Below are 16,353 nucleotides of genomic sequence, written 5' to 3'. Positions count from 1 at the left end.
GTTTATTCGAAACGAACGTTACGCGTACTCGGTCAGCGCGCCGCGCATCTTCTTCATCGCGCTGGCTTCGATCTGGCGAATACGTTCCGCCGACACGCCGAACTCGTCCGCCAGTTCGTGCAGCGTCGAGCCGCCCGAACCATCGTCCTGCACCTTCAGCCAGCGGGCTTCGATGATGCGGCGGCTGCGGGCATCGAGTGCCTCCAGTGCCGTCGCGATACCGTCGCTCTGCAGCTTGTCGCGCTGACGCGAGGCCAGCACGGCGGTCGGCTCGCTGTGCGAGTCGGCGAGATACGCGATGGGCGCGTACGACTCTTCGCCGTCTTCAACCTGGCCTTCCAGCGCGATGTCGCCGCCCGACAGGCGCGTTTCCATTTCGGCTACTTCTTCGCGCTTGACGTTCAGCTCCTTGGCGAGACCTTCGATCTCGTCCGGCGTGAACGAGCCCAGGCCCTGCTTGTGGCTGCGCAGATTGAAGAACAGCTTGCGCTGCGCCTTGGTCGTGGCGACCTTCACCATGCGCCAGTTGCGCAGAATGTATTCGTGGATCTCGGCCTTGATCCAGTGCATCGCGTACGACACCAGACGCACGTTCTGCTCGGGATCGAAGCGCTTCACGGCCTTCATCAGGCCGATGTTGCCTTCCTGGATCAGGTCGGCGTGCGGCAGCCCGTAGCCGAGATAGTTGCGCGCGATCGAAACGACCAGCCGCAGGTGCGACAGCACGAGCCGGCGCGCGGCCTCGAGGTTGTCGTGCTCGCGGAATTCTGTGGCGAACTGGCGTTCTTCTGCCGGCGTCAGCATCGGAATCCGATTTACGGCCTGGATGTAGGCGTCGATGTTGCCCAGTTGACCGGGCAGCAGGGAGGAATGCGAGAGCGCCAGCGCACCTGCCGGAGCGGCCTTAGCCGACGACGGGCTCAGAGTACTCGGAAGGGTCAATGCATGGCTCACGTGGAAAACTCCTTTGGAATCAGGCAAAAGCTTGTTCAGGTAACGACTCCAGCGTTGGATGTTAGCACTCTCGTTTTCCGAGTGCTAATACTTAGAGGCCGTAGGGGCTTCCAAGTTCCGTAAATTCCTATCGACATCAAAGCTTCAATAGCCATGATACGCCCCTTCAAAGCGCAATGCAGAGACGTATTAATTACCTGACAAAGCGCCTTCATTTATCACTTTCGACCGATTTTTTCACTTTTTAACGTCAGTAATTGCGAAAATTTAAGTTTCTTAAGATGATCCGCCGACTTCGGATTCTCTTTAGAATAAGCAAGACTGTTACAGATCGTTCAACCTGTTGAGCTCGGGTGTCAGATGAACAACAAAAAGAATGTCGTGCGTGGACTGGCTCTAAAAAGCGTCTGCGCGGCCCTGCTGTTTGGCCTTTCAGGCGTCGCCGCGGCGGATCAGTTCGGAATCCAGGTCGCCGGCGGCCTCGGCGATCACCATGTCAAGAAGCTGGATCTCGGCTTTGTGTGGGACCCGAATCTCACGTGGTGGCAGATCGGCGACTGGCATTTCGCGCTGATCGGCGAGGCGCACGTGGCCTGGTGGCATACGAACGAAGGCAATGTGCACGAGAACATCGGCGAAATCGGTGTGACGCCTATCATTCGCTTCATCAAAGGATCGGGAACGATCCGGCCTTTCGTCGAGGCCGGCGCGGGCGTGCGGCTCCTCACGAGCCCGAGAATCTCTTCGACCTTCACGCTTTCCACGGCGTTCCAGTTCGCCGATATGGCCGGCGTCGGCGTGCAATTCGGCGGCCGTCAGCAGTACCAGGCCGGCTACCGCTTCCAGCATGTGTCGAACGGCGGTATCAAAGAGCCGAATCCTGGTATAAATTTCCACCAGCTATATCTGCAATATAACTTCTGACCGTGGCCGCTACGGCTCACCGGTACAAGGGGCTGAGCAATGGCGGCAAAGACAATCGAGGCGATTCGCGGGCTGGAGCGGGAACGCTTTCGCGCAATGGTCGACGGCGACGGGCAGTCGCTCGACGCGCTGCTCGCCGACAACCTGAGCTACGTCCACACGAACGGCAAGCGCGAAACGAAGCAGCAGTTCATCGACGGCATTACGGGCGGGCGCCGCCGCTACCGGCAGATCGAAGTGCAGACGCAGGACGTGCTGCCGGTCGGGCGGGAAACCTGCGTCGTGACGGGCCGCGCGCTGATCGAGATGGAAGCGAATAACGGCGCGCTGCTTTTCCCCATTGCCTACACGGCGATCCACACGCAGGAAGAGGGCCAGTGGCGCCTCATTGCGTGGCAGGCAACGCGCTGCGCAATCGAGTGAGCTTATGCCGGCGTTCTGGCGACATCCACGATCAGTTCGACTTGCCGCTCGATCGCGCCGGGCACCGGCGCCTCGCCGCGCAGCACGGCGCTGATCCACGCGGCGGTCGTCGCGGCGTCGCGCGCTTCGGGTAATTCGACCTCCGGCGCGTCGCGCGACGAGCGCTCATGCGGCACGCGCGTCTCGCACATGCCGTCGTGCAGCCAGTCGATCTGCACCTGACGCCGCGTGTCGGCCACCGCTTCACCTTCGGTGCCGCGCGCGAGCAGCGCGCCGCCCTGCGCCGCCTCGGGATGCGCGCTGAAGAGTTCCGTCAGGCTGTCCCGATACGGCGGATGCGTGTAGTTCACGAGCCGCAAACCGGCGGGCGCGAACGGCTGGAGAATTTTCACCAGCGTGTGCGTCGAGTTGCGCACGCCCATGCGCCGACGCAGCGCGAGCAGATGCGCGAGCTTCGGCGCGAGAACATCGATGGACGCAAAGGCCACGCGCCGCTCGGCGAGGCCGTCTTCGATATCGTCGTGCGAGCTTGCGTGCGGAATCCGCAGATGCGTGAAAATTTCGGCGCTCGTCACGCGGCCGGGATCGTCGGTGACGCCGTGCACGAGAACCGGCACGCCCTCGCGCGCGAGCAGCAGTGCGAGGAGCGGCACGAGATTCGGCTGCTTGCGCGCGCCGTTGTAGCTCGGGATCGACACCGGGCTGAACTCGCCCGGCGGCAGATGAACCGGCTCGAACGACGCATGAGCGCCGGCGAGCATCGCGGCGAGTTCGTCGGCGGTTTCGCCTTTCACGCGGTAGGCGAGCAGGATCGCGCCGAGCTCGAGTTCGCCGACGCGGCCGTCGAGCAGGGCGGTGTAGAGCGCGCGGGTGTCGTCGGCGGTGAGCGCGCGGGCGCCGTTCGGCCCGCGGCCGATCTCCTTGATGAAGCGGGCGCACGGGAACGGGTTGGCGGTGTCGGCGGAGTCTGTCATGAGGGCAATGGACTTGCTGGCGCGCCGATTTTGAGCCGGCCGCCACGGTATTCAAGGGACGTTGTCTGGTGTGAGTATCGCATCTATGGCGCTGCGGCGAGATCCTGGCAACGGCGTGGCAATGGCGCGGCGCTGTCGCGAACGGCTGCCGGACTGACGCGCGCCTCCTGTTGCCGCGCGTTAAACTGGCTGTCTGTTTGTCTGTCTATCGCCGCGCCGCGGCTCGTGTCTATCAAACAACGGAGAACCGGATGAGTTACGTATTTGCACCGGCACCGGTAGTTGCAGTGCCGGTTGTCGGGTCTAGCGAGCAGTTCCCTGTGCGTCGCATTTACTGCGTCGGCCGCAATTACGAGGCGCATGCCCGTGAGATGGGACACGATCCGGATCGCGAACCGCCGTTTTTCTTCGCCAAGCCCGCGGATGCCGTTCTGTATGTGCCGCCGGGCGAGACGGGCGAATTCCCATATCCGTCGCAGTCGAAAAACGTGCACTTCGAAATGGAACTGGTCGCGGCGATCGGCAAAGGCGGCAAGGACATTCCGGCCGACCGCGCGCTGGATCACGTCTACGGCTACGCGCTCGGCCTCGATATGACGCGCCGCGATCTGCAGGCCGAGGCGAAGAAGCTCGGGCGTCCGTGGGACACCGCAAAGGGCTTCGATCACTCGGCGCCGCTTGGGCCGATCCATCCGGTTTCGACGGTCGGCCACGTCGGAGAAGGCGCGATCTGGTTGTCCGTCAACGGTGAGGACAAGCAGCGTTCTGACGTGTCGCAGCTCATCTGGTCGGTGGGCGAAACTATCGCTTATCTGTCGACGCTTTTCGAGCTGCAACCCGGCGATCTCATCTTCACGGGCACGCCGGAAGGTGTCGGCGCGGTCGTGCCGGGCGATCTGATGAAAGGCGGCGTGGACCGGCTCGGCGAGTTGAGCGTGCGCGTCGTTTGACGCGGGGATGGGGAGGAGACAACAACATGAAGCTCTACAGCTATTTCCGCAGTTCGGCGTCGTATCGCGTGCGCATCGCGCTCAACGTGAAGAACCTGCCGTACGAGTATGCGCCCGTGCATCTGGTGCGGGACGGCGGCGAGCAGTTGAAGCCCGAGTACCGCAAGCTGAACGCCGACGGCATCGTGCCGACTCTGGTGGACGGCCACGAGGTCATGCCGCAGTCGCTCGCGATCATCGAGTATCTGGAGGAAACGCATCCGGAGCCGCCGCTTCTGCCCAAGGCGCCGCTCGATCGCGCGTATGTGCGTTCGGTGGCGTTGCAGGTGGCGTGCGAAATTCATCCGCTGAACAATCTGCGGGTGCTCAGGTATCTGAAACACACGCTTTGTGTCGACGACGATGCCAAAGACGCGTGGTATCGGCATTGGGTGGAAGCCGGCTTTGCGGCGCTCGAGACGCACCTCGCGAGCGACGCACGCACTGGCAAGCTCTGCTTCGGCGACGTGCCGACGCTCGCCGACGCCTGCCTGATTCCGCAGGTCTTCAACGCTCAGCGCTTCAAGGTCGATACGGCGAAATTTCCGACGATCCAGCGCATCTACGATCACGCGATGCAAATCGATGCGTTCGCGCGTGCGGCGCCGGGCGCGCAGCCGGACGCTGAATAGGCTTGCTACGGTGAATGCGAAAAGGGCACTCCGCGGAGTGCCCTTTTTCGTTTGGCTTCGTTTCCCTTCGGTTCCCTTCGTCTGCCTGTGCTGGCGTTCAGCCGCCGAGCAACGCGTCCGAAAACTCCTCGGCGCTGAAGGGCTGCAAATCCTCGACCTTCTCGCCGACGCCGATGAAGTAAACCGGAATCGGCCTTTGCCGCGCGATTGCCGCGAGAATGCCGCCCTTCGCCGTGCCGTCGAGCTTGGTGACGATGAGACCGGTGAGGCCGAGCGCGTCGTCGAAAGCCTTGACCTGTGCGAGCGCGTTCTGCCCGGTATTGGCATCGATCACGAGCAGCACCTCGTGCGGCGCGCCGTCCTGCGCCTTGCCAATCACGCGCTTGACCTTGCGCAGCTCTTCCATCAGATGCAGTTGGGTCGGCAGACGGCCGGCCGTGTCGGCCATCATCACGTCGATCTTGCGCGCCCGCGCGGCGCCGACTGCGTCGAAAATCACGGCGGCCGGGTCGCCGCTTTCCTGCGCGACCACGGTCACGTTATTGCGCTGGCCCCAGATGGCCAACTGCTCGCGCGCGGCCGCGCGGAACGTGTCGCCGGCGGCCAGCAGCACCGACTGGTCGAAGCTCTGCAGATGCTTGGCGAGCTTGCCGATGCTGGTCGTTTTGCCCGCGCCGTTGACGCCGGCGATCATCATGACGAGCGGCTTGGCGCGCCCGAGCATCAGCGATTTTTCGAGCGGCTTCAGAAGGTCGACGAGCAGCGTGCGCAGGGCGGCCTTGACCTGCTGCGGCTCCGTGAGACGCTCGGCGCGCACTTTCTCGCGCAGCGCTTCGAGCAGGAATTCGGTGGCGTCGACGCCTGCGTCCGACATCAGCAGCGCGGTTTCGAGCTCTTCGTAAAGATCTTCGTCGATCTTTGCGCCGACGAAAATGCCGGTGATGCTCGAACTCGTTTTCGACAAGCCGGTCTTCAGGCGAGTCAGCCATGAGCGTTTCGCGCTCTCGTCCGGAACCGGCGGCGGCACGATCTCTACCGTTTCGAGCGACGCTTCTTCGATATCGGTTTCAGGCTGGGCTTGCGGCGCAAATTGCGGCTCAGCGGCTGCGGGCGGTGTGGCGATGCTGCCGGGCGCATTGGCACGGGCATCGGCATTGGCACGCGGCGCGGCCGGTGCTTCTACCGCAGGCGGCTCGTCGAGAAGATCGTCAGGCGCGGCTTGCGACTCGTCTGGCGCGTTTTCGGACTCTTTCGAACCCTTGAATCGTTTGAAAAAGCTGAACATGATCTGGCGTGGTGAGAGCGCGCGCCGAAGCGCGCAGCCGGCACAGCGCCGGCGGGAGCGGCAGGCAGCGTTGCAATGCGGGATGCAGGGCGCTGGAAGCCGCACATTTTATCAGGCGCGCCGTCGTGCGTCGTATCGGCCGAATGGCCAGGGTGGACGCGCGGCGCCCCTGTGGTAACGTTGGCGCTCCAGTCCGCTCGCGTGGCGCTTCGCGTCGATGTGGCGGACGCTTTCCACAAACGTAATCGAAACTGCATGCCCCGTTCTGCTCCTTCACGCGCCCACGGCGCTTCGTCCAAAAGCGGCAAGCCGCACGCGATCCGGATTATCGGCGGCGACTGGAAACGCACGCCGCTGCCGGTGCTCGATCTCGACGGTCTGCGGCCGACGCCGGACCGCGTCCGCGAGACGCTGTTCAACTGGCTCGGGCAACGTCTTGACGGCGAGCGCTGTCTCGATCTGTTCGCGGGCAGCGGCGCGCTCGGTTTCGAGGCAGCGTCGCGCGGCGCCGCGCGGGTGCTGATGGTCGAGCGCAACGCGCGAGCCGCCGCCCAGTTGCGGGCGAATCAGGAGCGCCTCGCCGCGCGCACGATCGAAATTGCCGAGGCCGACGGCTTGCGGCTTGCTGCAAGCCTGCCGCCCGCTTCGTTCGACGTGGTGTTTCTCGACCCGCCTTTCGGCGACGATCTGCTGGACAAAGCGCTGGCGCTGGCCGCGCCGCTCGTCAGCGAAGACGGGTTTCTGTATGTGGAGGCTGGCGCGGCTCTGGACGTCGACGCAAACGAAGCGCTGGCCGGGTGGAAAATCGTGCGGGAAGGGAAAGCCGGCGCTGTCCACTTCCATTTGCTGCAGCGCGAAAATGAGGAATAATGCGCCTTCCATAACAAGCGCCGGACGATTTCACGTCACGCGCGCGGCCGGTGCCAAATGCGTCGCGTGGACGCTTTGACGTGCCCATCTGTCTGAAGAGAGGAGAAATCTCATGGTAGTCGCCGTGTATCCGGGCACGTTCGATCCGCTCACACGCGGTCACGAAGACCTCGTTCGGCGCGCGTCGAGCATCTTCGACACGCTGGTGGTCGGCGTTGCCGACAGCCGCAACAAGAAGCCGTTTTTCACGCTGAAAGAGCGTCTCGACATCGCTCATGAGGTGCTCGGCCATTATCCGAACGTGCAGGTCATGAGCTTCAAGGGGCTGCTGAAGGACTTCGTGCGGACCAATAACGCACGGGTGATCGTGCGCGGGCTGCGCGCCGTGTCGGACTTCGAATACGAGTTCCAGATGGCCGGCATGAACCGCTATCTGTTGCCGGACGTGGAGACCATGTTCATGACGCCGTCCGATCAGTACCAGTTCATCTCGGGCACTATTGTCCGCGAGATCGCGCAACTGGGCGGCGACGTCAGCAAGTTTGTGTTCCCGTCGGTCGAAAAATGGCTGAAGGAAAAGGTCGCGGCATTGGACGCGGACAACGGCGCTTCGGCGGCGCAGCCGTAACCGGCGTAAACTATCGGTTTGACGGAACGAAGCTGGCTGCGGCCGGCATGAAGTGAGAGAAGTATGGCCTTGATGATTACCGACGAGTGCATCAATTGCGACGTGTGCGAGCCCGAGTGCCCGAACGACGCGATTTCGATGGGCCCGGAAATCTATGTGATCGACCCGAAAAAGTGCACGGAGTGCGTCGGCCATTTCGACGAGCCGCAGTGCATTCAGGTGTGTCCCGTCGAGTGCATTCCGCGCGATCCCGAGCATCTGGAAACGCCGGAGGGCCTGATGGCGAAGTATCACGCGTTACAGGCGGCAAAGAGCGCGTGAAGTTGTGGTCAATGGAATTGAAAACGGCGAGGCGCGGGCCTCGCCGTTTTTTTTGCTGCGCGCCGACTAGCTGATTAGCTGACTAGCTCACGTAGGCGCTGAAAATGTCGCGCAAGGCGTCGAGCAGCACGTCGCACTCGGCGTCGGTTCCGACCGAGATGCGCAGGTGCTGATCGATTCTCGGCGCCTTGAAGTGGCGCACGAAAATTTCCTTCTCACGAAGCCGTGACACCAGCGCCGCCGCGTCGTATCCGGGGTGGCGCGCGAACAGCAGATTGGCTGCCGACGGCACGACATCGAAACCCAGCGCCGTCAGGCCCGCAGCCAGCCGTTCGCGGCTCGCGATCACTTTGGCGCACGTGTCGCGGAACCACGCTTCGTCCTGATACGCGGCGCGGGCCGCGACTTGCGCGAGGCGGTCCAGCGGATACGAGTTGAAGCTGTCTTTCACGCGATTGAGCGCGCCGATCAGTTCCGCGTTGCCGAAGGCAAAGCCGACGCGCATGCCCGCCAGCGAGCGCGACTTCGACACCGTCTGCACGACGAGCAGGTTCGGATAGCGGTCGATCAACCCGATCGCCGATTCCGCGCCGAAATCCACATACGCTTCGTCGATCACCGTGACCGAATCGGCGTTCGTTGCGAGCAAGCGCTCGATGTCCGCAAGCGGCAGCGGACGTCCCGTCGGTGCGTTCGGATTCGGAAAGAGGATGCCGCCGTTCGGAATCATGTAGTCGTCGACGTGAATCGCAAAGGCGTCGTCGAGCGGAATCGTCCGATAGTCAACGTCGAAAAGCCGCGCATAAGTCGGATAAAAGCTGTACGTGATGTCAGGAAACAGCAGCGGCTTGTCGTGCTTGAGCAAGGCCTGGAAGGTGAGCGCGAGCACCTCATCCGAGCCATTACCGGCGAAAACCTGATCGGCGCGGATGCCGTGGTACGCAGCCACGGTTTCACGCAGCTTGAGCGCGGTCGGGTCCGGGTAGCGGCGCAACGATTCGCCGGCATCGCCCAGTTCCTCGCGGATTGCCTCGAGCACGCGCGGCGAAGGCGGGTAGGGATTCTCGTTGGTATTCAGCTTCACCGGATGCGCGAGCGCGGGCTGTTCGCCCGGCACATACGGCGTCAGACGGTGAACGATGTCACTCCAATAGCGGCTCAAAGGGTTCTCCGATGCAAAGCGGTCGATCTGGCGCGGCGGGTTCTAAGTCAATGCGATGATCAGCTTGTGTTGTTAAGCGCACGGCCGGCAGAACGCGCCGGTTGCACGCAACGCAGCGGGGCCGTCCCGCGCAAAACAACAGCGCTTACGAATTGCGCTTACGAATTCCGATGCAGTTGCATCATCGCGCGTTCAAGCTCGCCTTTGATGATCTGCGGCATCACTGCCAGCCCACGCTCCATGGCCGCGTCGATCGCGTCCTGCTCCTCGCGGCGCGGCGGTTTCAGCACATAGTTGGCGACGTCCGGCTTCGCGCCGGCGCGCGCGCTTTCAGGAATCAAATCCCGCGGATGGCCGATGCCGATGCGCAGCCGCCAATACTGCTGCGACGACAGATGTGCGGTGATGTCCTTCAAACCATTATGACCGCCGCTGCCGCCGCCGAGCTTCAGCTTGACACTGCCGGGCGGCATGTCGAGTTCGTCGTGCGCGACGAGAATCTCGTCGGGAAGAATCTTGAAGAACTGCGCCACCGCGACGACCGACTGACCCGAGCGGTTCATATAAGTCTGCGGCTCGAGCAGATGCACTTCCTCGCCGTGAAGCCGTGCCTTCGCGTAGAAACCGTGGAAGCGCCGCTCGTCGCGCAGGGTCGTGCCTGCGTCGCGCGCCAGTTGATCGACCAGCCAGAAACCTGCGTTGTGGCGCGTCGCGGTGTATTCGGCGCCCGGATTGCCGAGCCCGACGATCAGCTTGATCATGATTGCGTGGGTCCATCTGGCCCGGAAGCAGCGCGCGGCCGAGCCGAAAAAAACCGAAAAAAAACCCGCCGGGGCGAACCTCGGCGGGTCACGTCGACCGTTTCACTGAAACGGATCGAGAGGATTGCTTGCTCAATGCGCGAACGGCGCTTAAGCAGCCGGCGTTTCACCTTCAGCGGAAGCAGCGTCGCTTTCCGACACTGCGCCAGCCGGGATCGTTGCCGAAGCGACGACCGGGTTTTCAGCGTCGACGTGAGCAACCAGCGACACGCCTGCCGGCAGCGGAATATCTTTCGCGTGAACCGATTGACCCGCTTCGATCTTCGCCAGATCGACTTCGATGAATTCGGGCAGTGCCGACGGCAGGCACTCGACTTCGATTTCATTGATGACGTGCGAGATCACCGCGCTCGCCAGCTTGACTGCCGGGTTCGATTCCTGGTTCATGAAGTGCAGCGGCACCTTGGTGTGCAGCTTCTTCGTTGCGTCGACACGCTGGAAGTCCACGTGCAGCACGAGCTGACGGAACGGATGGTATTGCACGTCGCGCAGCAGAACCTGTTGCGACTTGCCACCGACTTCCAGATCGAGAATCGACGAGTGGAAAACTTCTTTCTTCAGCGCGTGCCACAGCGCGTTGTGGTCCAGTTCGACCAATTGCGTTTCAGCACCAGCGCCATATACGATGCCCGGGGTCTTGCCCGAGTTACGCAGGCGGCGGCTCGCACCCGTACCTTGCAAAGAACGCTCGAAAGCGACAACTTTCATCTTGAATCTCCAATGCACTGCCCGCGACCAGGCAGTAAAAACGGGGCCCGCAAGCCGTTATGGCTGAGGCCCCAGAGCTGCGGCATGAACCTTCGTTCGTTCGCGCCGATTGTGCAAAAGCGCGGCGTTGCCTTGTAGCAATACGCCGCGCCTTCGCAAATACTTAACTTTCAGCGAACAGCGACATGACCGAATCGCCGCGGCGGATGCGCGAGAACGTTTCGGCCAGCAGACCGGCGCTCGTCAGCGAACGGATCTTCGCGCACGAGCGGGCTTCTTCGCCGAGCGGGATCGTGTCCGTGACGACCAGTTCGTCGAGCGCGGAAGCGGCGATACGCTCGCCCGCGCCGCCCGACAGAACCGGGTGCGTGGCGTAAGCGAAGACCTGCTTCGCGCCACGTTCCTTCAAAACCTGTGCTGCCTTGCAAAGCGTGCCGGCGGTGTCGACCATGTCGTCCATGATCACGCAGGTCCGGCCTTCGACTTCACCGATGATGTTCATCACTTCGGCAACGTTCGCCTTCGGGCGGCGTTTGTCGATGATTGCGAGGTCGCAGTTGAGCTGCTTCGCCAATGCCCGGGCACGCACCACGCCGCCGACGTCCGGCGAAACGACCAGCAGGTTCTCGTAGTTCTGCTTGCGCAGATCGCCGAGCAGCACGGGCGTAGCGTAGATGTTGTCGACGGGGATGTCGAAGAAGCCCTGAATCTGGTCGGCGTGCAGATCCATCGTGATGATCCGCTCGACGCCCGCGATTTCCAGCATGTTCGCCACGATCTTCGCCGAGATGGCGACGCGCGCCGAACGAGGGCGGCGATCCTGGCGTGCATAACCGAAGTAGGGGATGGCTGCAGTGATCCGGCCGGCCGATGCGCGCTTGAGCGCGTCGACCATGATCATCAGTTCCATCAGGTTGTCGTTCGCCGGTGCGCACGTGGACTGCAGAACAAAGACGTCTTTGCCGCGCACGTTTTCCTGAATCTCGACCTGGATTTCACCGTCCGAGAAACGGCTCACCATTGCTTTGCCGAGGGGAATACCGAGGATTTTGACGACTTCCTGTGCAAGCGCGGGATTTGCGTTGCCAGTAAAAACCATCAGGCCGTCATGGCTGCTCATCGTGCACCTGCTTCAGGCTGGGGGCGAGGGGAAATGCGAGAATTTTTGGCAGGGGAGAAAGGATTCGAACCTTTGCATGCCGGAATCAAAATCCGGTGCCTTAACCAGCTTGGCGACTCCCCTACACTAACTTTGAGCCCCGCCGAACGTGGAGTTTCGTTCGACGATGCAAAACCTATGACGCGAAAGCAAAGAGTGGATGCTGCGCCAGACTGGCGGCCACTGCGCTGTTCCATTCGCTCGGCAGTTTGGCTTGTGCCGCTTCTGCTTCAGCTTTGCTACGGAACGCTGCAAAGACACTTGCACCAGATCCGGACATCCGCGCCGGCGCGATATTTTCAAACCATCGCAGCACTTGCGCTACTTCCGCGTACTTTCCTACGACAACCGGCTGCATGTCATTGCGGCCAAAACTGTCTGGCCATTCAGTGTTGCAGCTAAGTTCTGCAGGAAAGTCCGTAATTGTGAGGGCTTTTGAATCTCTTGTCAACGATTTTTCGGAGAAAATCGCTGCAGTCGGCACATGAACCCTCGGCGTCACTACCAGGAAATGACGCGGCGGCAATTGTACAACGTCTAACGTTTCTCCAACACCCTGGGCGAACGCATTTTTTCCGAAGACGAAGAACGGCACGTCGGCGCCGAGTTTCAGTGCCAGCGCCTGCAATTCGAGCCGCGGCAGCTTCAGCTTCCACAGACGGTTTAGCGCGAGCAGCGTGGTCGCCGCGTCGGAACTGCCGCCGCCGAGCCCCGCGCCCATCGGCAGACGCTTTTCGATCTCGATGTCGACGCCTTCCGGCGAGCCCGTATGCGCTTTCAACAGATTGGCTGCGCGCACGGTGAGGTCGTGTTCCGGCGGCACGTCGGCGATTTCGGTGCTGCGGGTGACGAGACCGTCGTCACGCAGTGTGAAATGCAGCGTGTCGCCCCAGTCGAGTAGCTGAAAGACCGTTTGCAGCGTGTGATAGCCGTCCGGCCGGCGCCCGGTGATGTGCAGGAAGAGATTGAGCTTCGCTGGCGCGAGGCAATCGCGCAGCGAGTGGGTTGTTTCGATCATGGGTCGGGGCTACGGGGCTACATGCGCCAAACAGGCGCCGAATAAGCGGCAAGTGCATGCGAAACAACAGCGCGCAAGGCACGCCGTTGTTCTTACTGGTCCAGCACAAGCTTGATGTCGAGCGGAGGTTCCGAGCGCGTCAGATTCACACGCTTCACGCCGGTGGCCGGCGCATCGGCGTAGGCCAGATAGTCGATCGTCCAGCCGTCCTGGGTGATTTCCTTGAAGCGCGACGGTTGCTCCGGATCCTTTTCAGTCTTCGCGCGCGAAGTCGGCGCGGGCGAAGGCTGCAGCCAGTAGCGCAAGCCTTCGACGGGCAACGCGAAGCCCAGCGCATTCTGCATCAGCGTTGACACGTTGTCCGCGGTGAGCGGCTGGCGGTTCGGCAGTTCGAGCGTGGCCGAAGCCGGCGACGACGTCACGATTGCGAGCGTCTGGCCAAACGGATTGCGCAACTGCAGCGTGACGGTGTCGCCGGTTTCCTGCCACGAGAAATTGCCGTACGCATTGCGCTGCTGGCCATTCTGATCGTTGTACTGGACGGCGAAGCGGCCCTGGTAAGCGCGGCTGGTTTGCGCGGTCACCGCGGTCGCGGCATTCGACGTGGACGGCCCTTGCGGTTTCACCGACGCGCAGCCGGCGAGTGCGACGACGGCTGCCGCCGCGAGCCCGAGCGCCGCGCGACGCGGCGCAAGGGAGCGAGTATCAAGACGGGAAAGACGCATCAAAGATCGTTTACCTGAAGACGTTGCAGCGTTTTGACGAGCGTTTCGTTGTCCGGTTCGAGCTTGCGCGCTTCGCGGAAAGCGGCGCGAGCCTGGTCCTGATTGCCGGATTTCCACAGCACTTCGCCGAGGTGCGCGCCGATTTCGGCGTTCGGCTGAATGTCGTAAGCCTTGCGCAGCACCTTGATCGCGTCTGTCGTGTCGCCCATGCGGTACTTGACCCAGCCGACGCTGTCCATGATGAAGGCGTCGTTCGGCGCGAGCGAGGATGCCTTCTCGACCAGCTTGTCGGCTTCCGCGAGACGCTGATTGCGATCGGCCAGCGAATAGCCGAGCGCGTTATACGCCTGCGGATTGTCCGGCTGCGTCTGGATCAGCTTGCGCAATTGCGCTTCCATCGTGTCGAAGTGGCCGTTCTTTTCGGCGGCCATCGCGTAGTCATACGTCAGATCGGGGTCGTCCGGGAACGCCGCCGTGGCTTCCTGCAGGCGCGTTTCGGCTTCGCCATAGCGCTTCGCGTCGAACAGAATCGCGGCGTCGGTGCGCACAACCACCGCCTGATCGCGCGGATCGGCGGGGCGCAGCCTGGCGAGTTGCCGGCGCGCGTCGTCGGGCTTGCCCTGCTTGGCGAGCAGTTGCGCGCGCGTAATCTGCGCCGGCAAGTACTGCTGGCTGGACGGCGAAATCTTGTCGAGCCAGTCGGCGGCAGCCGCTTCGTTCTTCTGTTCGAGCGACAACTGCGCAAGGTAGATGTACGCCTGGCCAGGATCGGCGCCGGGCGTTTTCTCGGCTTGCTGCGCGTATTGCGTGAGGTAAGCCTGCGCGTCGTTGAAACTCTTCTGCTGGATTCTGATGAGCGCGAGCGCCATGAGCGGCGTCAGGTCGTTCGCGTTCGCCTTGTGCATGATCTCGAACTGCTTCTGCGCGTCGTCCAGACGGTCGCTCGCCAGATACATTTGCGCGAGCGCGAGACGCGCGTCATGCGACTTCGGATTCTGCTGCACGTATTTCTCGAGCGACGCGATGCCTTCCTTGCGCTCTTCCGGGCCCATTTGCGAAAGCGTCAGCGCGGCCGGCAAATAGTCGGGCTTGAGCGCCAGCGCCTGTTCGAGCGACTTACGTGCGCCGGGTGCGTCGTTCGCGACCAGTTGCTGACGTGCGACGGCCAGTTGCGCTTCCGGCCGGTTCATGTCGTTCTTCAACATCTCCTGCAACACATGCAGGCCGCCGATCCGGTTCGGTCCGCGCGAGAGCAGCAACTGCAGCGCGAGGATCGCGTTGCCGCGATTGTCCGCCGGCACCTTCGCGAGTTCGCGCTCGAGCAGCGGCTGCGCGTCGTCCGGCTTGCCCGACAGCACGAGCAGCGACGCGTCCAGCTGCGCGGCCCGCTCCGAACTCGGCGCATACTGCTGCCACAATTGCGCGGCGGCCAGTGCGTCCGATGGACTTTGCGCAGCCAGCGCGATTTCGGTGGCTCGCTGCGCCATGCGCGGATCATGCGTGTCGCGCGCGAGCGCGAGGTACGTCTGATACGCGGGCGCCGGCTGATTGCGTTGCAGCGCGACTTCGGCGGCGAGTACCTGGAATACGATCTGGCTCGTCAGCTGCACGCTCGGCAGCGATTTCTGTTCTTCCGCCGACGGCGGCCCGAGCGGATCGCTCAGCGTGACGGAGGTATCGTCCGAGTCGGGCGACGGGTCCTGCGCGTGCGCGGGCGCCGCGGCGAACGCCCACAGCGCGAGCGCGGCAGCACCGAGCACGCGCCGGGCGGACACTGCCTGCGGCACACGCAATGCGCTAGCCGGGCGCTTCAAAAACAGCTTCACGAAGGACAAGTTCATGGAAATCCGTTCAATGTTTCGGACGATTGTAACGCGCTCGCTACAATACGCGCACAACCACTCACGCAAGTTGCAGACCAGTCAGACATGCCAGAGTTGCCAGAAGTAGAGGTTACCCGACGAGGAATCGAACCGTATGTGTCCGGCCGCAAGGTCGAGCGCGTCGATGTCCGCACGCCCGCGCTGCGGTGGCCGATTCCGGCGGATCTCGCGAAGACTTTGCGCGGCCACGTGGTGCGCAACGTCGAGCGGCGCGGCAAGTATCTGCTGTTCGAAACCGACGCAGGTTGGTTCATCGTTCATCTTGGCATGACCGGCACGCTGCGCGTGCTGCGTCACGTGCCGCATCCGCCGGCCGCGGCGAAGCACGACCACGTCGACTGGATCTTCGACGAGTTCATTTTGCGCTTTCGCGATCCGCGGCGCTTCGGCGCGGTGCTATGGCATCCGCGTGAAGCCGGTGACGTGCTCGGGCATCCGCTGCTCGCGAGCCTCGGCGTCGAGCCGTTCTCGCCGGCCTTCTCCGGCGCGCTGATGCACCGGCTCACGCGCGGGCGCAAGGTCTCGGTGAAGCAGGCGCTGCTCGCGGGCGAAATCGTGGTCGGCGTGGGAAACATCTATGCATCGGAGAGCCTTTTTCGCGCGGGCATTCGGCCGACGACCGCAGCGGGCCGCGTTTCGCTCGTGCGCTATGGACTGCTGGCCGACGCCGTGCGCGTCACGCTTGCCGCGGCGATCGAAAAAGGCGGCAGCACGCTGCGCGATTTTGTCGGCAGCAACGGCGAAAGCGGCTATTTTCAGCTCGATTACTTCGTCTATGATCGCGCGGGGCAGCCATGCCGCGTATGCGGCACGCCGATCAGACAGATCGTGCAAGGTCAGCGCTCCACTTACTTTTGTCCCACCTGCCAGCGCTAAA

18 protein-coding genes and 1 tRNA gene are annotated in these 16,353 nt (G+C 62.8%); 8 read left to right on the top strand and 11 right to left on the bottom strand.

What is annotated here, in order from left to right; all coding sequences use genetic code 11:
* Positions 1–18: 18 nt before the first annotated feature.
* Positions 19–954 (bottom strand): RNA polymerase sigma factor RpoH, encoded by a 936-nt coding sequence (rpoH, locus tag P0D87_RS29260; RefSeq protein WP_006048050.1) that lies wholly within the window; start codon positions 952–954, stop codon positions 19–21.
* 360 nt (positions 955–1,314) lie between these two features.
* Here rpoH and P0D87_RS29255 point away from each other — a divergent pair, with 360 nt between their 5' ends.
* Together P0D87_RS29255 and P0D87_RS29250 are read left to right on the top strand one after the other, a co-directional pair.
* Positions 1,315–1,878 (top strand): acyloxyacyl hydrolase, encoded by a 564-nt coding sequence (locus tag P0D87_RS29255; RefSeq protein WP_053857471.1) that lies wholly within the window; start codon positions 1,315–1,317, stop codon positions 1,876–1,878.
* Between the two features lie 39 nt (positions 1,879–1,917).
* Complete coding sequence (locus P0D87_RS29250) at positions 1,918–2,301, top strand: nuclear transport factor 2 family protein (RefSeq protein ID WP_006048048.1); 384 nt, start codon at positions 1,918–1,920, stop codon at positions 2,299–2,301.
* Positions 2,302–2,303: 2 nt separating this feature from the next.
* Here P0D87_RS29250 and ybiB read toward each other — a convergent pair whose 3' ends face one another.
* A complete protein-coding gene (gene ybiB / locus P0D87_RS29245) occupies positions 2,304–3,275 on the bottom strand; it encodes a DNA-binding protein YbiB (protein ID WP_053857472.1) in 972 nt (323 codons plus the stop codon).
* Between the two features lie 251 nt (positions 3,276–3,526).
* On the opposite strand from ybiB, the gene P0D87_RS29240 reads away from it, so the two are divergent.
* Both P0D87_RS29240 and maiA read left to right on the top strand, forming a co-directional pair.
* Positions 3,527–4,225 (top strand): fumarylacetoacetate hydrolase family protein, encoded by a 699-nt coding sequence (locus P0D87_RS29240; protein WP_053857473.1) that lies wholly within the window; start codon positions 3,527–3,529, stop codon positions 4,223–4,225.
* A gap of 26 nt (positions 4,226–4,251) precedes the next feature.
* Positions 4,252–4,896: a maleylacetoacetate isomerase gene (gene maiA / locus P0D87_RS29235; protein ID WP_006048045.1), complete on the top strand. Its 645-nt coding sequence runs from the start codon at positions 4,252–4,254 to the stop codon at positions 4,894–4,896.
* Between the two features lie 97 nt (positions 4,897–4,993).
* On the opposite strand, the gene ftsY is transcribed toward maiA, so the two are convergent.
* On the bottom strand, positions 4,994–6,181 hold the full coding sequence (gene ftsY / locus P0D87_RS29230; RefSeq protein WP_053857474.1) for a signal recognition particle-docking protein FtsY: 1,188 nt from the start codon (positions 6,179–6,181) through the stop codon (positions 4,994–4,996).
* A gap of 255 nt (positions 6,182–6,436) precedes the next feature.
* On the opposite strand from ftsY, the gene rsmD reads away from it, so the two are divergent.
* The 3 genes from rsmD to P0D87_RS29215 all read left to right on the top strand — a co-directional run bounded on the left by rsmD (position 6,437) and on the right by P0D87_RS29215 (position 8,000).
* The gene (gene rsmD / locus P0D87_RS29225) at positions 6,437–7,051 is read left to right on the top strand and encodes a 16S rRNA (guanine(966)-N(2))-methyltransferase RsmD (RefSeq protein WP_053857475.1); all 615 of its coding nucleotides are present in this window, start codon (positions 6,437–6,439) and stop codon (positions 7,049–7,051) included.
* A 112-nt stretch (positions 7,052–7,163) separates the two neighbouring features.
* The gene (gene coaD, locus P0D87_RS29220) at positions 7,164–7,679 is read left to right on the top strand and encodes a pantetheine-phosphate adenylyltransferase (RefSeq protein WP_006048042.1); all 516 of its coding nucleotides are present in this window, start codon (positions 7,164–7,166) and stop codon (positions 7,677–7,679) included.
* A 63-nt stretch (positions 7,680–7,742) separates the two neighbouring features.
* A complete protein-coding gene (locus P0D87_RS29215; RefSeq protein WP_013337947.1) occupies positions 7,743–8,000 on the top strand; it encodes a YfhL family 4Fe-4S dicluster ferredoxin in 258 nt (85 codons plus the stop codon).
* An 82-nt stretch (positions 8,001–8,082) separates the two neighbouring features.
* Here the strand turns inward: P0D87_RS29215 and hisC are convergent, their stop codons facing one another.
* The 8 genes from hisC to P0D87_RS29175 form a co-directional block, all read right to left on the bottom strand.
* Complete coding sequence (hisC, locus tag P0D87_RS29210; protein WP_053857476.1) at positions 8,083–9,162, bottom strand: histidinol-phosphate transaminase; 1,080 nt, start codon at positions 9,160–9,162, stop codon at positions 8,083–8,085.
* Positions 9,163–9,320: 158 nt separating this feature from the next.
* Complete coding sequence (pth, locus tag P0D87_RS29205; protein WP_053857477.1) at positions 9,321–9,923, bottom strand: aminoacyl-tRNA hydrolase; 603 nt, start codon at positions 9,921–9,923, stop codon at positions 9,321–9,323.
* A gap of 150 nt (positions 9,924–10,073) precedes the next feature.
* Positions 10,074–10,691, bottom strand: a complete 618-nt coding sequence (locus tag P0D87_RS29200) for a 50S ribosomal protein L25/general stress protein Ctc (RefSeq protein WP_006048038.1) — start codon at positions 10,689–10,691, stop codon at positions 10,074–10,076.
* Positions 10,692–10,854: 163 nt separating this feature from the next.
* Positions 10,855–11,811, bottom strand: a complete 957-nt coding sequence (locus P0D87_RS29195; RefSeq protein WP_006048037.1) for a ribose-phosphate pyrophosphokinase — start codon at positions 11,809–11,811, stop codon at positions 10,855–10,857.
* Between the two features lie 46 nt (positions 11,812–11,857).
* Positions 11,858–11,934: transfer RNA gene (locus tag P0D87_RS29190), tRNA-Gln, on the bottom strand.
* A gap of 52 nt (positions 11,935–11,986) precedes the next feature.
* On the bottom strand, positions 11,987–12,868 hold the full coding sequence (gene ispE / locus P0D87_RS29185; protein WP_053857478.1) for a 4-(cytidine 5'-diphospho)-2-C-methyl-D-erythritol kinase: 882 nt from the start codon (positions 12,866–12,868) through the stop codon (positions 11,987–11,989).
* A gap of 92 nt (positions 12,869–12,960) precedes the next feature.
* The gene (lolB, locus tag P0D87_RS29180; RefSeq protein ID WP_053857479.1) at positions 12,961–13,593 is read right to left on the bottom strand and encodes a lipoprotein insertase outer membrane protein LolB; all 633 of its coding nucleotides are present in this window, start codon (positions 13,591–13,593) and stop codon (positions 12,961–12,963) included.
* Positions 13,593–15,434: a tetratricopeptide repeat protein gene (locus P0D87_RS29175; RefSeq protein ID WP_006048034.1), complete on the bottom strand. Its 1,842-nt coding sequence runs from the start codon at positions 15,432–15,434 to the stop codon at positions 13,593–13,595. The genes lolB and P0D87_RS29175 overlap by 1 nt, the downstream gene beginning before the upstream one ends.
* 87 nt (positions 15,435–15,521) lie before the next feature.
* Here P0D87_RS29175 and mutM point away from each other — a divergent pair, with 87 nt between their 5' ends.
* Complete coding sequence (mutM, locus tag P0D87_RS29170; protein WP_006048033.1) at positions 15,522–16,352, top strand: bifunctional DNA-formamidopyrimidine glycosylase/DNA-(apurinic or apyrimidinic site) lyase; 831 nt, start codon at positions 15,522–15,524, stop codon at positions 16,350–16,352.
* The last annotated feature ends 1 nt before the right edge of the window (position 16,353 follow it).

Source organism: Paraburkholderia sp. RL17-368-BIF-A, from assembly GCF_046054045.1.
In the GTDB taxonomy this organism is placed as follows: Bacteria; Pseudomonadota; Gammaproteobacteria; order Burkholderiales; family Burkholderiaceae; genus Paraburkholderia; species Paraburkholderia graminis.
The sequence above is the reverse complement of the archived record's forward strand: the minus strand, read 5'-3'. Positions and strand labels throughout refer to the sequence as shown.

Coding starts and splice junctions, on each gene's coding strand:
- P0D87_RS29255 (WP_053857471.1), top strand. CDS start 1,315: ATGAACAACAAAAAGAATGTCGTGCGTGGACTGGCTCTAAAAAGCGTC.
- P0D87_RS29250 (WP_006048048.1), top strand. CDS start 1,918: ATGGCGGCAAAGACAATCGAGGCGATTCGCGGGCTGGAGCGGGAACGC.
- ybiB (WP_053857472.1), bottom strand. CDS start 3,275: ATGACAGACTCCGCCGACACCGCCAACCCGTTCCCGTGCGCCCGCTTC.
- P0D87_RS29240 (WP_053857473.1), top strand. CDS start 3,527: ATGAGTTACGTATTTGCACCGGCACCGGTAGTTGCAGTGCCGGTTGTC.
- maiA (WP_006048045.1), top strand. CDS start 4,252: ATGAAGCTCTACAGCTATTTCCGCAGTTCGGCGTCGTATCGCGTGCGC.
- ftsY (WP_053857474.1), bottom strand. CDS start 6,181: ATGTTCAGCTTTTTCAAACGATTCAAGGGTTCGAAAGAGTCCGAAAAC.
- rsmD (WP_053857475.1), top strand. CDS start 6,437: ATGCCCCGTTCTGCTCCTTCACGCGCCCACGGCGCTTCGTCCAAAAGC.
- coaD (WP_006048042.1), top strand. CDS start 7,164: ATGGTAGTCGCCGTGTATCCGGGCACGTTCGATCCGCTCACACGCGGT.
- P0D87_RS29215 (WP_013337947.1), top strand. CDS start 7,743: ATGGCCTTGATGATTACCGACGAGTGCATCAATTGCGACGTGTGCGAG.
- pth (WP_053857477.1), bottom strand. CDS start 9,923: ATGATCAAGCTGATCGTCGGGCTCGGCAATCCGGGCGCCGAATACACC.
- P0D87_RS29200 (WP_006048038.1), bottom strand. CDS start 10,691: ATGAAAGTTGTCGCTTTCGAGCGTTCTTTGCAAGGTACGGGTGCGAGC.
- P0D87_RS29195 (WP_006048037.1), bottom strand. CDS start 11,811: ATGAGCAGCCATGACGGCCTGATGGTTTTTACTGGCAACGCAAATCCC.
- ispE (WP_053857478.1), bottom strand. CDS start 12,868: ATGATCGAAACAACCCACTCGCTGCGCGATTGCCTCGCGCCAGCGAAG.
- lolB (WP_053857479.1), bottom strand. CDS start 13,593: ATGCGTCTTTCCCGTCTTGATACTCGCTCCCTTGCGCCGCGTCGCGCG.
- P0D87_RS29175 (WP_006048034.1), bottom strand. CDS start 15,434: ATGAACTTGTCCTTCGTGAAGCTGTTTTTGAAGCGCCCGGCTAGCGCA.
- mutM (WP_006048033.1), top strand. CDS start 15,522: ATGCCAGAGTTGCCAGAAGTAGAGGTTACCCGACGAGGAATCGAACCG.